The 15,315-nt window shown below is 30.7% G+C and carries 16 protein-coding genes; 13 read left to right on the forward strand and 3 right to left on the reverse strand.

Going from position 1 to position 15,315, the window contains the following annotated elements:
* Positions 1 to 8: 8 nt before the first annotated feature.
* Positions 9 to 929 carry a 1,4-dihydroxy-2-naphthoate polyprenyltransferase gene (locus AC5EAH_RS04690; RefSeq protein ID WP_493493607.1) on the reverse strand — a complete coding sequence of 307 codons (921 nt, stop codon included), beginning with the start codon at positions 927 to 929 and terminating at the stop codon, positions 9 to 11.
* A gap of 143 nt (positions 930 to 1,072) precedes the next feature.
* On the opposite strand from AC5EAH_RS04690, the gene AC5EAH_RS04695 reads away from it, so the two are divergent.
* The 12 genes from AC5EAH_RS04695 to AC5EAH_RS04750 all read left to right on the forward strand — a co-directional run bounded on the left by AC5EAH_RS04695 (position 1,073) and on the right by AC5EAH_RS04750 (position 12,175).
* Positions 1,073 to 2,437, forward strand: coding sequence for an isochorismate synthase (locus AC5EAH_RS04695; protein WP_493493608.1), 1,365 nt, complete (start codon positions 1,073 to 1,075; stop codon positions 2,435 to 2,437).
* Between the two features lie 2 nt (positions 2,438 to 2,439).
* A complete protein-coding gene (gene menD, locus AC5EAH_RS04700; protein ID WP_493493609.1) occupies positions 2,440 to 4,110 on the forward strand; it encodes a 2-succinyl-5-enolpyruvyl-6-hydroxy-3-cyclohexene-1-carboxylic-acid synthase in 1,671 nt (556 codons plus the stop codon).
* 3 nt (positions 4,111 to 4,113) lie between these two features.
* Positions 4,114 to 4,902, forward strand: coding sequence for a 2-succinyl-6-hydroxy-2,4-cyclohexadiene-1-carboxylate synthase (menH, locus tag AC5EAH_RS04705; RefSeq protein ID WP_493493610.1), 789 nt, complete (start codon positions 4,114 to 4,116; stop codon positions 4,900 to 4,902).
* Positions 4,886 to 5,701, forward strand: coding sequence for a 1,4-dihydroxy-2-naphthoyl-CoA synthase (menB, locus tag AC5EAH_RS04710; RefSeq protein WP_493493611.1), 816 nt, complete (start codon positions 4,886 to 4,888; stop codon positions 5,699 to 5,701). The genes menH and menB overlap by 17 nt, the downstream gene beginning before the upstream one ends.
* A gap of 140 nt (positions 5,702 to 5,841) precedes the next feature.
* Positions 5,842 to 6,342, forward strand: coding sequence for a hypothetical protein (locus AC5EAH_RS04715; RefSeq protein WP_493493612.1), 501 nt, complete (start codon positions 5,842 to 5,844; stop codon positions 6,340 to 6,342).
* Positions 6,332 to 7,738 carry an o-succinylbenzoate--CoA ligase gene (menE, locus tag AC5EAH_RS04720; protein WP_493493613.1) on the forward strand — a complete coding sequence of 469 codons (1,407 nt, stop codon included), beginning with the start codon at positions 6,332 to 6,334 and terminating at the stop codon, positions 7,736 to 7,738. Before AC5EAH_RS04715 ends, menE begins: the two co-directional genes overlap by 11 nt.
* Positions 7,738 to 8,745, forward strand: a complete 1,008-nt coding sequence (locus tag AC5EAH_RS04725; RefSeq protein ID WP_493493614.1) for an enolase C-terminal domain-like protein — start codon at positions 7,738 to 7,740, stop codon at positions 8,743 to 8,745. Before menE ends, AC5EAH_RS04725 begins: the two co-directional genes overlap by 1 nt.
* Before the next feature lie 104 nt (positions 8,746 to 8,849).
* Positions 8,850 to 9,608, forward strand: coding sequence for a TrmH family RNA methyltransferase (locus AC5EAH_RS04730; protein ID WP_493493615.1), 759 nt, complete (start codon positions 8,850 to 8,852; stop codon positions 9,606 to 9,608).
* On the forward strand, positions 9,609 to 10,571 hold the full coding sequence (gene corA, locus AC5EAH_RS04735) for a magnesium/cobalt transporter CorA (RefSeq protein WP_493493616.1): 963 nt from the start codon (positions 9,609 to 9,611) through the stop codon (positions 10,569 to 10,571).
* Between the two features lie 17 nt (positions 10,572 to 10,588).
* Positions 10,589 to 11,209, forward strand: coding sequence for a DedA family protein (locus AC5EAH_RS04740; RefSeq protein ID WP_493493617.1), 621 nt, complete (start codon positions 10,589 to 10,591; stop codon positions 11,207 to 11,209).
* Between the two features lie 96 nt (positions 11,210 to 11,305).
* Positions 11,306 to 11,593 carry a cell division protein ZapA gene (zapA, locus tag AC5EAH_RS04745; protein WP_493493618.1) on the forward strand — a complete coding sequence of 96 codons (288 nt, stop codon included), beginning with the start codon at positions 11,306 to 11,308 and terminating at the stop codon, positions 11,591 to 11,593.
* A 12-nt stretch (positions 11,594 to 11,605) separates the two neighbouring features.
* On the forward strand, positions 11,606 to 12,175 hold the full coding sequence (locus AC5EAH_RS04750; protein ID WP_493493619.1) for a CvpA family protein: 570 nt from the start codon (positions 11,606 to 11,608) through the stop codon (positions 12,173 to 12,175).
* 422 nt (positions 12,176 to 12,597) lie between these two features.
* Here the strand turns inward: AC5EAH_RS04750 and AC5EAH_RS04755 are convergent, their stop codons facing one another.
* Positions 12,598 to 12,804 (reverse strand): hypothetical protein, encoded by a 207-nt coding sequence (locus tag AC5EAH_RS04755; protein WP_493493620.1) that lies wholly within the window; start codon positions 12,802 to 12,804, stop codon positions 12,598 to 12,600.
* A gap of 70 nt (positions 12,805 to 12,874) precedes the next feature.
* Positions 12,875 to 13,318 (reverse strand): transposase, encoded by a 444-nt coding sequence (locus tag AC5EAH_RS04760; protein WP_493493621.1) that lies wholly within the window; start codon positions 13,316 to 13,318, stop codon positions 12,875 to 12,877.
* A 355-nt stretch (positions 13,319 to 13,673) separates the two neighbouring features.
* Between AC5EAH_RS04760 and AC5EAH_RS04765 the strand changes: the two genes are divergently transcribed.
* Positions 13,674 to 15,315 (forward strand): transglutaminase domain-containing protein (locus tag AC5EAH_RS04765; RefSeq protein ID WP_493493622.1); only part of this gene is annotated, 1,642 nt, incomplete at its 3' end.

Here is a 15,315-nt window from a genome sequence, read left to right on the forward strand (position 1 = left end):
GAGTAGACTCACACTTTTAATAATATTGTTTGTATCAATAATGCAATACAAAATAAAATACCAAATAATGTGTTGAATTTTGCAACTGCACCCATCGCAGGCATCATTTCAATATTAGTTTTACCCATGCGGAATAATTTTATAGATTTAATGGCAAGTGGCAAACTTAATAATGTTAAATTATAGAATAATGAACCACCTGCTTGTAAACTTAATATTAACGTAATAGCATAGCTTAAAATATAGCTAATAATTAAATAATAAATGGCTTTATTTTTTCCAATTAAAATAGCTAATGTACGTCTATGATTTCGTTTGTCATTTTCTAAATCTCGAATATTATTAGCCATTAAAATATTAGCAATAAGTAAACTTGACGGTAAGGCGTAATAAATAACTGTTAAAGATAGAAAATGCGTCTGAATATAAAATGAAATACTAATAATAATGATACCCATAAATAATCCAGCAAATAATTCACCGAAAGGTGTGCTAGAAATAGGGTAAGGGCCACCTGTGTATAAATAACCAACAAGCATACAAATTAAGCCTAAGGCTAATAAATACCAAGTTGTTTGACTAGCAATGTATAAACCTAATAATAAGGCAATACTATAAAAGATAATAGCTAAAATAAATACTTGTTTAGGCGTAATATTATTACGTACAATTGCACCACCAATACCGACAGATTGTTCATTATCTAATCCACGGATATAGTCATAATATTCATTGAACATATTTGTTGCGGCTTGAATTAAAATGGCTGCAATCAACATAGCTAAATACAATGAAATATTAATAGATGTGATTAAATTAGCTAATAATGTACCGAATGTAACGGGTATAAATGAAGCAGTTAATGTATGTGGACGTAGTAATTGCCACCAACGTTTAAACCCTTGTTCGCTATTAAGATAATGGGACATAAAACACCTCTTTCAATTTAGTTGATTATTCTCAAAGTATACGTTAAATTATCATCAAGAGCAATACTTGAGACTATTTTCTTAAGATAAAACGTGGTACAATTAGTTGTTAAGAGTATAGATGATTTGTAGAAAGGCATAATATGAAAACAATTAAAGATATTTTGAATTGGGATATTTCAGTCTATCAACAACATGAGCAATTTATATCATTTCAATTTAGTTTAGATAAAATATTGAATCTTGTGCAATTAGTTGATTACTTTGAAATCCAATCAGGACAACGTATTGTCATTAATGACAAAGAAAATAATTATCAAGCTTTGGCAGTAGGTTGTGAATATAATTTAAATTCAGAAAACAGAACATTAAAATTGTTAGAAGAAGAGTGGCGTTATATTAAACATCATCATTATCAAATTCAATTAGATAAAACACCTAAAACGCCTATCAAATTGTTTAATGCCATGACTTTCGATGATGGTGAACAAGGTCAAGAATGGCAAGATTTTTCAAAATTAATGATGAGTTTGCCGTCATTATTAATTGAAATAATTAATAAAAAAACAGTGATTACAGTAACAATTGATACAGATAAATATAGTCTGACAAAAGCAATATGGCAACAACGTTTAGAATTTCTAAATCATATCGATGATAAATTTGAAATTCAAGAACAAGTATTTGATTTTGTTGATAAAGATATTTATCCTAAAGAATGGTGTCAAGTGGTCGATAAAGCTATTGATGAGATTCGTCAAGGACAGCTAACTAAAGTTGTATTAGCTAGACGTAAACAAGTGGTGTTTCATCAACAACAACCTTCTATGGCATACTGGTTAAATCAACTGCAACAACAACAAACTAATAATTATATTATGATGATAGAACGAAAATCGAGCTTGTTTATTACGGCCACACCGGAATTATTAGTAAAAGTACAAGATCAACGATTATATACGGTGGCATTAGCTGGGTCAGCGCCACGTGGTCAGGATCAACAACAAGATCAACAACAACAAAATTGGTTGCTTCAAGATGATAAAAATCTAGGGGAACATCAATTAGTCGTAGATGCGATAAAACAAGCTTTAGAACCTATTTGCCAATCATTATCAGTAGGCGAGCAACCAGAAATTTTAACAAATAAATTTATTCATCATCTATGTACACCTATTGCTGGTCAATTAGCATCATCACATACAATTATTTCAGCTGTCTTTCGTTTGCATCCAACACCAGCATTAGGCGGCTATCCTCGTGAGCAAGCTTTACAATTTATTAAAACACATGAGCTTGGTGCTAGAGGATATTACGGTGCACCTGTCGGTTGGTTAGATTTAGAAGGCAATGGCTGTTTTATTGTGGCCATTCGTTCAGGTGTGGTGCAATCGCATTTAGCCACATTATATGCTGGCTGTGGAATTGTAGCTGATTCGGTAGCAGAAGATGAGTTAAATGAAACAACAACAAAATTTAAACCGATAATGAAAGTATTGGAGAGATAAACATGACAAAAAGTTTAACTTATGATTTATATTATTTTATTCAATATGCGTTAGCGTACGATGTTAGTGAAGTAGTGATTAGCCCAGGTTCACGTTCAACACCATTGGCTTTAGCTTTTGAAGCACATCCAAAAATAAAAACTTGGATACATCCAGATGAGAGAAGTGCAGCTTTTTTTGCTTTAGGTCGTATTAAAGCAAGTCAACGCCCCGTCATGTTATTATGTACTTCTGGAACGGCGACAGCTAATTATTTTCCAGCAATTATAGAAGCGGATTTAATGCACTATCCATTAATTGTTTTAACTGCAGATAGACCTCATGAATTACGACAAATTGGTGCGCCACAAACTATACAGCAGTTAAATTTATATGGTGATAAAGTTAGATATTTTAGAGAAATGCCACTTTCTGAAATGGCATCCGTTAATGCAACAGCCATGTTATGGCAAAATTTAAATCACATTGTGATGAGTACCAATAGTGGGCCTATACATTTGAATTTTCCATTTCGAGAGCCATTAGTCATTGATTTAGAACTTTTTAAACAATTGACGACACAAGCTTTACCTAAAGTTAATTTACAACAATCTCAAGTCGTCTATGATGAACAACAATTATTACATCACTATTTGTTTTATGGTAATGGTTTAATTGTTACTGCGGGGGATTTGTCAGAAGAAGCACAACAAGTTATTTTACAATTATTAGATCGTTATCATTTAATTGTGTTAGCGGATATAACAAGTCCTTTACGTCGTTATCAACATGAATCGATCATTGTCAATTATGATTTAATGTTAACGAATGATCAGTGGGTAACAGAGTTGCAACCACAATTTATTTTACGTATTGGTGAGCCTAATTTATCTAAAAGACTCAATCAAACTTTACTTGCTTGGCAACAAATACCACAAATGTTAATTCAACACTATTATCCAGTTAAAAGCTATCCGTGTGCAACGACATTAACATTAGTCGGTGATATTGCTAAAATATTAACGCCTTATTTAGCTACACCTTTAAAACAAAGTAACGCTTGGCAACAAAAATGGTTAGCATTATCTTGGCAAGTTCAAAATGTACAAGATAAGTTGTTATCAGAAAATGTAGAATCTAGCTATGTCGCTTATTTAATTAATGAATTAGTTTCACGTGAGGCCATTGTATTCTTAGGTAACAGTATGCCGATTCGTTATGCTGATATGTTTGCAACGCATCATGCCCCCCATCTGATAGCTAATCGTGGTGCAAATGGTATTGATGGTATTGTGTCAACAGCATTGGGTATTGCTGCTCAAGGTAAAAAAGTAACCTTGCTAATTGGAGATTTATCGCTTTATCATGATTTAAATGGTTTAATTATGACCAAATTATATGAAATTGATATTGACATCATTGTATTTAATAATAATGGTGGAGGTATTTTTTCATACTTGCCTCAAGCACAAGAAACATTATATTTTGAAAAATTATTTGCTACGCCATTAGACTTGAATTTTGAACATGCTGCGAAATTATATCAATTAGATTATTATAAAGTGACAGCATTAAATGAATTTTTAAATTTGGATTGGCAAGCACAAGGTTGTCGTTTAATTGAAGTGATGACTGACCGTCAACTTAATATTGAAGCTGTACAAAAATTAATTAGTGACATTAAGGCGTTATAAGTGATGCTAGCATATCAAATCATAGGGCAAGGGCAACCTTTAGTTTTATTACATGGTTTTTTAGCAGATAGTCGTGATTTTGAAACTATTGTGAATGATTTAAAACAAGCTTATCAATGTATAATCATTGATTTACCAGGACATGGGCACTCTAAAGCAGTGACTGTTCACACTATATCTAACATTGCTGATCATATAGTAGCCGTTTTACAACATGAAAAAATAACTCAGGCTATCATTTATGGTTATTCTATGGGAGGACGTGTGGCTTTACAATTTGCTTGTCTTTATCCACAATTTTGTCAGCAACTTATTTTAGAAAGTGCCAGTCCAGGTATTCAACAAATGGCTTTACGACAACAAAGGCAACAACAAGATCATTTGTTAACAAAAAGTATATTAACAAACTATCATCAATTTGTTCATACATGGCGACAACAGCCATTATTTGACAGTCAGCAAAAATTATCAGAAACAATAAAAGCAAAACAATTAAAGATGAATTTATCTCAATCACCACAAGGTATAGCACAAAGTTTATTGACTTATGGAACAGGCATACAGCCAAGTTTATGGCATAAATTACCACACTTTCAACTACCTTGTTTATTAATTTGTGGTGCATTAGATTATAAATTTGTTAATATAGCCCAAGAAATGTATCAATTATGCCCTGAACATTTTCAAGTCATGATAGTAGATGAAGCGGGTCATAATATACATTTAGAACAACCACAATATATTATTCAACAATTAATGAAAGAGAGATTAACTAATGAGAGAATGGATTAAATTACATGATTATGAAGAAATAAAATATGAGTTTTATAATGGCATTGCAAAAATAACAATTAATCGTCCACAAGTACATAATGCATTTACACCACACACAGTAAAAGAAATGATTGATGCTTTCACACGTGCACGTGATGATATGTCAATTCGTTGTGTTATTTTAACAGGACAAGGTGATCAAGCATTTTGTTCAGGTGGTGATCAAAAAGTGCGTGGTCATGGTGGCTATGTTAGCGGTAATGATATTCCAAGACTAAATGTATTAGATTTACAACGTTTAATTCGTATCATTCCTAAACCAGTAATTGCCATGGTAGCAGGTTGGTCAATTGGTGGTGGTAATGTTTTACAATTAGTCTGTGACTTAACCATTGCTGCTGATAATGCAAAATTTGGACAAACAGGACCAAAAGTAGGTTCATTTGATGCAGGTTATGGTTCAGGTTATTTAGCACGTATTGTAGGTCATAAAAAAGCTCGTGAAATTTGGTATTTATGTCGACAATATACAGCGCAAGAAGCTTTAGATATGGGCATGGTTAATACAGTTGTACCATTAGCACAATTAGAAGATGAAACAGTCGCTTGGTGTGAAGAAATGATGCAACATTCAGCTACAGCTCTACGCTTCTTGAAAGCTGCAATGAATGCTGATACAGATGGTTTAGCAGGTTTACAACAATTTGCAGGTGATGCAACATTGCTTTACTACACAACAGAAGAAGCTAAAGAAGGTCGCGATGCCTTTAAAGAAAAACGTAAACCAGACTTTGATAAATACCCAAGATTCCCGTAAGTGAAGAAATAATTATTATAGTTCCCTTAAGTTTTAAGACTAAACAAGTTGATTAAACTAAGGGAACTTATATTTTTTAGGAATGACTAACGATATAACTTATGGTATATTAAAATTAATATAAATTAGGGGGTCATATCATGATTAATGAAAAATTTCCAGTAACGACATTAGCTTTATTTGAAGTAGAAAATATGTTTGAAGTACAACAAATGAGAAAAGAATTGCATCAACAATTTGTGGCGTATTTAGAATATCATTTTGGTAAAGAAGCACATTTAAGTGGAGAAAATCTTGAATTACCTAATGATGCTGAAGAAAAAGAAGTGGCTGTTCTACAGTCAATGGGACAGGCAATTATACAACGTGCTGAAGTATTAGCTAAAGATTATTTTTTTAATCCGAAAGCTACGCCAGAGCATATTCATGAAAAATTATTAGAAGTTAATTTCTTTCAAGATGGTAAATTAGAGCGTACAGAATTAGACAATGGGGAGCGTCATATTAAAGTTGTTTTAGTGCGTTTATTACAAGATCGTTTGACATTACGTTTAAATATTCAAGGTAAATTAACATTTAGTGATCATTCTCAGGAAATTAAATTGAGTGAAATCGAAGTGACAGTGGATTATGAAAACTAAGAAAAATTTGCAAATTAATTGGTTACATCACCAATTAAGAACAAATAAAGATAGTATAGCAATCATAACAGCACAACAAAGTTATACTTTTTTAGATATTTATTTATTAGCGAGACGTCGTGCATGGGGAATGTATCATGCAGGTATTAAGAAAAAATCGCGTATTGGTTTATATGGTGGTAATCATTTAGATACAGTGATCACACTTTGTGCGGCTAGTTTTTTACATGTCGAGGTCGTTTGTTTAAATTGTCGTTTGTCATCTCATGAACTATCTCAACAATTATCTTTAAGCGAAGTGACACAAGTGATTACTGATCAGCCACTTGAAATAGATCAAATGTTTGAGCAATTAGATATGAAGCGTTTAATGAGTGATGATTGGTTGCCTTTATATACATCAATTGATCTTAATCAAGTGTTTACAATTATGTTTACTTCAGGCACTTCTGGACAGCCGAAAGCAGTGCTACAAACTTATGGTAATCATGCTGCGAGCGTGGAAGCAACTAATAAATTGTTAAATCTTCAAATAGGTGAAGTATGGTATAATGCTATGCCATTGTATCATGTATCAGGTTTATCTATCATTTGTCGTATGCTTGTTACTGGTATGACGATGTATTTAGCTAATCATTTTGATGCGATAGATATGATGACAACACCATGTCATTATATCTCTTTAGTACCATTAATGTTACATCAATGTTTGGCGACACAATTACCATTAAAAACAACGATTAAATGTTTATTAGTAGGTGGACAAGCTGCAAATTCAACTGATTTATCACAGGCAATTGCATATAAATGGCCAATTTATTTAACATATGGTTTAACTGAAAGTTGCTCTCAATTTATGACAACTAAATTAACTGAGATCACTCATCCTTTAACTGTAGGTCGACCTTTAATTGGACAAGCTAAATTACAAAATATTGGTATTGATGGGATAGGACAACTTTATTTACAAGGTGATAATATAAGTCCAGCTTATTTACATCGACAACCACATGACGACTGGTTTGCGACAGGTGATTTAGCTTATCAAGATAAACAAGGTCAATTTTATATTGTATCAAGAGAAAGTGATTTAATTATTTCAGGTGGTGAAAACATTTATCCACGAGAAATAGAACAATTATTAATGAGTTTTGATGCACAAACACAGTGGGTAGTGATGCCACAACATGATGAAATTTGGGGACAAGTACCTGTTATTATATACGCTGGTGATGTTGAATATACTTTATCTCAAATACAAGCTTATTTAGAACCATTACTTGCTAAATATAAGCAACCACGTCAGCTATATAGTATTGATCAATTGCCATTAACGGGTAGTTTAAAAATAAATAAATCACAATTGATAGACTGGTTAAAACATAAGGAGAAATGATGTCTCACTTACAACAAATTAAATTTTATTATGGCCATCAACAGTTTCGAGTACCTGTTAAAACAGCATTAGTAGAATTATCAAAACGATCATCATTATATGTGCGTGCTACTTTTGAAGGGCAATTATTATGGGCAGAGTGTAGTGCATTTGAAACGGATTGGTATGAACAAGAAACGTGGCAACAAGTTTACCAACAATTGAAACAATATCGTCATCAATTAGAACAAATTGATATTAATAGTAATTGGTATGCACAATTATGTGAAATTTTAACGTTGAACCATGCACGAGATACGATGGATTATTTAATGTGGCAAGCTTATGCAATTCAACAACAACAATCTTTAGCACAACTATTGTCTCAACAAACTAAGATTATATGTGGAATGACAGTGAGTACTAATGATAAACAACAGTTTCAACAGTTAATTCCAGAAATGAAAAAATATTCTCGTGTAAAATTAAAATGGCATCAAGATATAATGGATTTTATTTCCTATGTTCCAAACGATGTGATGCTTGCAATAGATGCCAATAGACAATTAACGACTGATGATTTTGCGACTTTAGAACGATTAGCACATCATAAAATTGCTTATTTAGAAGAACCTTTTATGGATTTAGCTACTTATGAAAAATTTAAAAGAAGCGGTATTTCATTGCCAATTGCAATAGATGAGAGTGCGACATCAATCGATAATATTCAATTATTTATTAATCATGGCTTAGCAGATATTGTTTGTTTAAAACATGGTCGTTTAGGTGGTCTGTCAGCAATTAAACAATTGCTTAGTCAAATTACTGTGCCAAGTTTTGCAGGGGGTATGTATGAAGTGAGTCATTCACAATATGTGACAGCGCTAGTACAAAGTATGTTAAATTCACCTTATCCAGCAGATTTAGCACGTCATTATTTTGTAAAGCAGCAACCTGTTGAAGTCGCGAGTGAATATGATTTGCAACAGCCAATTATATTCAATCCTCATCAATTAATTGAGCTATAGTGATCAAAATTTGAAAAACAAATGTTTTTTATTTCTTTTCAAGACAGTTCACAAATATTTGTGTATAATAATATAGAGAGAATAAGTAGAAAAGAGGTGAGTGTATGTTAATTACATCAGTTAATAATGAGCATATCAAAAAATGGAAAAAATTACATACGACTAAAGAAATTAAAAAAACCCAAACTTATTTAGTAGAAGGGCATCATTTAGTTGAAGAAGCTTTAAAATATCCTGAATTAGTTTTAGCTGTCATAGGTACAGCTGAACAACTTGATACACTCAAATCTATGCCAGACCATATTGTTGTATATACAATTACAGAGAATGTCGTTAAATCATTGTCACAAACAACACATTCACAAGGTATTTTTGCTATTTGTAGCATAAAAGAAGAGAAACTAACAAATAATCATAAAAAAATATTATTATTAGATGCTGTCCAAGATCCTGGAAACATGGGAACAATTATACGTACAGCTGATGCTTGTGGCTTAGATGCGATTGTGATTGGACAAGGTAGCTGTAATATTTATCAAGACAAAGTTTTACGTGCAGCACAAGGGAGTCATTTTCATATTCCATGTATTATGCAATCTTTACATGATGCCATTGCAGATATTAAAGCAAAGAAAATAGCATTATACGGTACATCATTAAGTAATGCAGTGTCAATTACAGAGATAGAACCGCAAACATCATTTGCATTAATTTTAGGTAATGAAGGACAAGGTGTTCATCCAGACTTTCTTAAAGAAACAACCCAAAATATTAATATACCTATGAGAGGACGTGCTGAATCATTAAATGTATCAGTAGCAGCAGGTATTTTAATGTATCAATTAGTTAAGGAGGAAGCCTAGATGATTCATATCATAGCAGTTGATAAACAATATCAGCTTCATACTGATTTGCCTTTAGAAGCAGTTAAAGGATCAAATATTTTATGGTATTGGGTAGACTTTGAAGATGCTAGTAGAGATGAATTAAAATACTTGTCTACTTTTTTTAATTATCATGAATTACAAATAGAAGATACATTTACAAGATTACAGCGACCAAAAGTTGAAATTACACGTCAACTTCAGTTTTTTGTATTACATATTTTAAATAGTTCAGATATTAACGAAGATTATAAATCGTTAAATATGTTTTTATCTGAAAATGCGCTCGTTACGGTACATTTTGATCCTTTAAAAGCAATTGATCGTACTCGTGAAAAAGTGTTAACACATAGCGGTGATAAATATGTACCCATTCATTTAGCACATATGATGATGGATACAGTTGTTGAGCATTATTATCCTATCTTATATACGATAGAAGATCGTTTAGATGAATTAGAAGAAGGTGATGCCCATCGTAAGAGTAGTCGCATTATGGACGAAGTATTTGATTTACGTGCGGATTTATTGCATTTAAGACGTACAGTCACACCAACACGTGAATTAGTGCATCGTATGTTGATGTCAAGACGTATGGAATTAAAAGAAAATGATCGTAAATATTTCTTAGATATTTATGATGATTTAGTGCAACAAACAGAAACAATTGAAGCATTACGAGAACTAACAGGTGATATTCGTGAAAATTACATTTCATATAATACATTTAAAGCAAATAATATTATGATGATTTTAACAATGGTATCTGCTATATTCTTACCTTTGACATTTATTGCCGGAGTTTATGGAATGAATTTCGACTATATGCCAGAATTAAAGTGGCATTATGGTTATATCTTTACATGGGCAATTATGATTTTAATTGTGGTAGGAATGATATTCTTTTTCAAGCGTAAAGGTTGGCTTGATTTATTTAAATAACCATTTAGGAGAAAATTATGGAACATATTTTACAACAGATATTTCATTATCTATCAATTCATGCTTATTCTGTGTTATTTATTTCGTTAATTTTGGAATTTATTGCCGTGCCATTACCAGGTGAAACGATGATGACTTTTGCGGGGTATATTGCTTGGAGTGGGAAAGCTAATTATTTTATCTTAATTGCTTCAGCATTTTTTGGCACAGCTATAGGTATGTGGTTTTCTTTTGAAGTTGGTAGGAGATATGGACAAGTATTACTAGGTAAGTATGGAAGTTATATAGGTATTACAAATAAGAGATTAGATAAAGTCGCGAGATGGATCGAAAAATATGGTAATGTAATTATTATTGCGTCTTATTTTATCCCAGGTATTAGACATGTCACAGGTTATGTGATGGGGATTTTAAAAATGCCTGCGCGTGTTTTCCATGCTTATGCATTAGCAGGTGGTTTTTTATGGGTATTATTTTTTGTGACATTAGGGTATTTAATTGGACCTAAATGGGAAATTATTTTTAAACTTGTTCATAAATATTTAGGATGGGTAGTTGCACTAGTTATTCTTTATATAATTGTTATTATTATCATTAAACATTTAAGAGGTAAAAAGACTAAAGTGGATGAATCATAAAAGACATCTAAGTTTACTCTTATACAATTGTATTTCTATTATAAAGATAGTGTGGTAAAATGAATATAACGATTACATTAATGAAGGAGGATTTTCATGTCTACAAATAATACACAAAAAACGAAAACAAATGTTTTCATCGATAATCAAAAATATACAATTATAGGTGATACTTCGCCTTCACATATTAGAGAATGTGCAGCCATGGTAGATAAGCAAATGATTGAATATACACGTTTGAATCCTAGTCTAGATATTACACGTCGTGCAGTTTTAACAGCCGTTAACTTTGCAAATGATTTAGTCTTAGCGCAACGTGAAATAGATGAATTACAACAAAAAATGGAGTTTTTAGAAACGCAATTAGAGAGATTAAAACAATAAAAGGAGTTATACATGCTTTCTATAATAATTATAGTATGTTTATTAATGGGGTTTATTGTAGGTTTTAGACGTGGTTTACTATTACAAATCATTCATTTTGCAAGTATGTTTGCATCATATATTATTGCTTATTTGTATTATCAACCGCTAGCTAAAAAAATTTATAATTATATACCTTTTATGACAATACCAGAAGATATTTCTAAATTTATTTTTCATAGCATTGATTTAGAACAAGCTTATTATAATGTTGTTGCATTTGCGATAATTTTCTTTGCAACAAAAATTGTATTGCAGATCATTATTTCACTATTTGATGTTTTATCAAATGTACCAATTTTAAAATATATAAATAAATTATTAGGTGCAATATTTGGCGTATTAGAAGTTTACGTATTGCTATTTGTTGCATTATATATTTTAGCAATGGTACCACATGATATAATACAACACAAATTGAAACAATCTGCTCTTGCGACAACAATAGTTGAGCAAACCCCAATATTATCTTCGCAAGCGCTATATTGGTGGACGCATAACGATGTTGCACCTAAAGAATTATATCAAGATAAAACTAAATAATAATTTTTTTAAACCTAGATGTATAAAATTAATAAGAATTAAATGGAAAAGTATCAATTGAATACCTTATGAACTTCTCCCAGGCAGGTGAACAATCAAAAAAATAAATACATCTTGGTTTATCCAATGGACTTGTTTCTAATCTTTGTCGGAGTCAGTCCATTGTATTTTAATATAATGTAATCATGATTTTAAAATGATGATATTTATTTAAGTGATGAATTGTAAATAATACTGTTATACTTATAACATACTAAGTTCGTGCATAAATATTTCAAGAGGAGTTTGTAGTCAAGACATTTTTAGGTCTACTATTAAGCTCTTCTAAATTTTCAATCAATTCTTTAATGAATACTTGTGCTAAATCTGTTTTTTTTGATAATATTTTCTCAATAATTCGTTTGAATGTTCATTATTACCTCTTACCAATCCAAATAAGGATCAGCAAAATAAAAATCTATGCCATAATTTTTTATGTCTTTGCAACAAGCAAATTCTTTTTCTCTATCTGAAGTAAAACTTTTTATTGCTTCTTTTGGTAGAGATCTAATTAGCTGCTGTACAGCTTTAAACATAGAATCTTTCGTTCTATCTTTCATGGGTATGGCGATATAAAATCTTGTTTTCATCTCTACAAAAGTGGTAAAATATCTTTTTCTTTTTTAGGAACAATTTTATCTACTTCCCAATGACCGAAATTTATTTTGTTCTTATTGAATTACCTATATTAAATTTGCCTCTTGTTTCTTTTGCTTTTTTAGATTTACCTTTTCTTCTAAGTTTTCTAATATAAAAATTTAAAACTCCAGAATAAATCCAGTTATATATTGTCTTAAAACAAAGTTTACCTTTAAATCTACTTCCTACTATTTGTTCAGGTGACCATTTTGAATTTAATTTTTCTAGTATATCTGCCTTCATTTGTTCAGTTACTTTACTTTTTCTTCCCCTAAATGTTGCTTTAGTTTCTTTATCTTTTTGCGCACTATTGGCAAGATAGTTAGCCTGACATCTTTTTAATTCTCTAGAAATTGTAGAATGATGACAACCTAAAATTTTTGCGATTCTTCTAGAAGAATAACCTTCTTTGTTTAAAACCTCTATCTTATTTCTATTATTTAGTGTAAGATGGTTATATCTCATATTAATCTCCGTGATTGTTTTTGTCGTTATTAACAGTTTACACGAGGTTAATATGAGATTTCTATTTTATTTAGTGTCGCATTTAATTTTACAACCTATCGTATAAAAATAAGACAAATGATTGATTTTCTGATAAGTTTAAAATGACCAAATAATAAACAAGGAGAATCAATCAAATGTCTGAACTTAATTATATCGTAAAATGTTAGAAATTAAAGATGAAAATATCTCTATTTTTAAATAGGTACTTAATATAAACATTAAGAATGTATATTTTATTGAATTAACATGATATAATAAAATAAATTTATTTGGGTAATATTATTTTATTAAGTGATTATTTGGAGGAGTATTTATGAAGAAAAAAATAATTTTAAGTATAGTATCATCGAGCTTATTGACAGCAATGCCGTATGCTAATGTAAAAGCACAACAATTAGATGTAGAGCCATTAGTAACAGTTAATAATCCTGATTATATTACGATGGCAAAAAGTAGGTTAACTCGTGAACAAAGTATTCAAAAAATTGCCTTAGAATTAAAAGCAAGTAATGAAACTTCTGTAAGTATTTGGAAGATAGGTGAAGAAAATTTTTACAAATCGTATGTTGAATTGAAAGATTTAGAGAGCGTGTTACCAAAAAATTCCGACTTAGTTCTTATTAACGGTAATTTTATTAAAAATAACACGATTTATATCGTTAATGAAAATGATGTTATCATAAACAGTAGAGAGGAATATATAAATTTATTAAAAAAAGCTGTTGCACAAATTAATGATGGTGTGAGGGTACATGCACCTTTTTCAATTTCAACTGATGTAAGATTAAAAAATATACTTAACTCTAATGGATTAGGATTAGGTCACATTTTAAATATTAATGTTAATAATATACCGTTTAATACACAGTATTTACGTTTAGGTGCAAGTTTTTCAAAGTATTTAGATAGTTATAAATCGTCAATAGTGAATGTGTCTGAAGAAGATTATAAGTACTATTTTCCAACAACAGCTCAATATAGGGAAAATGATGAAAAAATTCTCGAAATGATTAAAATTGCTAGAGCTGATGAAGACGTTTCAGAAGAAGAAAAAGTGAAACGTCTTATAGAATATATCACGAATAATATACCTTATGATTATGATGCTTATACTCAGCCAGGTGTGAATAGTTATGTAAAAGCATCAAGTGTAATGTCAGTTCCTTCTAGAAAATTGGCAATGTGTGCTGGTTTTAGTATTGCTACTTCAAGATCGTTAAATATGTTAGGGATTCCTGCTTATGTAGTGGAGGGTGAAATTTCGACAGGTGAACCACATGTTGCAATTCGTGCTTATTTTAATAATAAATGGCAAACAATAGAAGTGACTGCTACAGGAGATCCTAGGATAGAAACAAGATTAAATACGTATGCTATATATGATGTTGATAAAATTCTAAATTCTGATGCAACTGAACTTGGAAGAGGTGTGTTTAAAATTTCTTCGAAATATGAAAAATGGGCTAAAGAACAAGAAACTGCTACATTATTACATTTTAATGCTGATCTAGCATTGAAAAATAGAATGCCAAGTATTATTTCTGAAGAGCTAAAAACACGTTTAATTAATAAATTTAATACATTTATTAATGCTATAGATGAAATTAAACTATCGAATGATAAAGTAGGTCAAACTATTATTGATACAATTCAGCAAGAATTAAGAGTGAATGTGAAACATATGAAATATGATAGTCTTGATATTGGTCAATATGATGCATATATGAAAGAATTCGATAATCAGTATAAGTTATATGTTAAGACTTTGAATTATACTAGTATGAATAATCCGAATTTAGAAAAAAAATTATCAGATATGGCATTGGATATGAGAAATGCATATGAGACTGATAAAATAAGAATTAAAGAACAGCATTTAAAAAAAGAAAAAATAAAAATACAAAACGAAATAGAAATCCAACCTAATTTTGAAGAGGAAGCTGCTCGTCAAGCAG

This window comes from Staphylococcus sp. B1(2026) (assembly GCF_058895785.1).

What these genes read in the sequence shown, in the direction of transcription:
- AC5EAH_RS04730 (WP_493493615.1), top strand. Translation starts at nt 8,850, where the DNA reads ATGTTAATTACATCAGTTAATAATGAGCATATCAAAAAATGGAAAAAA.
- menH (WP_493493610.1), top strand. Translation starts at nt 4,114, where the DNA reads ATGCTAGCATATCAAATCATAGGGCAAGGGCAACCTTTAGTTTTATTA.
- zapA (WP_493493618.1), top strand. Translation starts at nt 11,306, where the DNA reads ATGTCTACAAATAATACACAAAAAACGAAAACAAATGTTTTCATCGAT.
- AC5EAH_RS04695 (WP_493493608.1), top strand. Translation starts at nt 1,073, where the DNA reads ATGAAAACAATTAAAGATATTTTGAATTGGGATATTTCAGTCTATCAA.
- AC5EAH_RS04750 (WP_493493619.1), top strand. Translation starts at nt 11,606, where the DNA reads ATGCTTTCTATAATAATTATAGTATGTTTATTAATGGGGTTTATTGTA.
- menB (WP_493493611.1), top strand. Translation starts at nt 4,886, where the DNA reads ATGAGAGAATGGATTAAATTACATGATTATGAAGAAATAAAATATGAG.
- AC5EAH_RS04740 (WP_493493617.1), top strand. Translation starts at nt 10,589, where the DNA reads ATGGAACATATTTTACAACAGATATTTCATTATCTATCAATTCATGCT.
- AC5EAH_RS04690 (WP_493493607.1), bottom strand. Translation starts at nt 929, where the DNA reads ATGTCCCATTATCTTAATAGCGAACAAGGGTTTAAACGTTGGTGGCAA.
- corA (WP_493493616.1), top strand. Translation starts at nt 9,609, where the DNA reads ATGATTCATATCATAGCAGTTGATAAACAATATCAGCTTCATACTGAT.
- AC5EAH_RS04755 (WP_493493620.1), bottom strand. Translation starts at nt 12,804, where the DNA reads ATGAAAACAAGATTTTATATCGCCATACCCATGAAAGATAGAACGAAA.
- menD (WP_493493609.1), top strand. Translation starts at nt 2,440, where the DNA reads ATGACAAAAAGTTTAACTTATGATTTATATTATTTTATTCAATATGCG.
- menE (WP_493493613.1), top strand. Translation starts at nt 6,332, where the DNA reads ATGAAAACTAAGAAAAATTTGCAAATTAATTGGTTACATCACCAATTA.
- AC5EAH_RS04725 (WP_493493614.1), top strand. Translation starts at nt 7,738, where the DNA reads ATGTCTCACTTACAACAAATTAAATTTTATTATGGCCATCAACAGTTT.
- AC5EAH_RS04715 (WP_493493612.1), top strand. Translation starts at nt 5,842, where the DNA reads ATGATTAATGAAAAATTTCCAGTAACGACATTAGCTTTATTTGAAGTA.
- AC5EAH_RS04760 (WP_493493621.1), bottom strand. Translation starts at nt 13,318, where the DNA reads ATGAGATATAACCATCTTACACTAAATAATAGAAATAAGATAGAGGTT.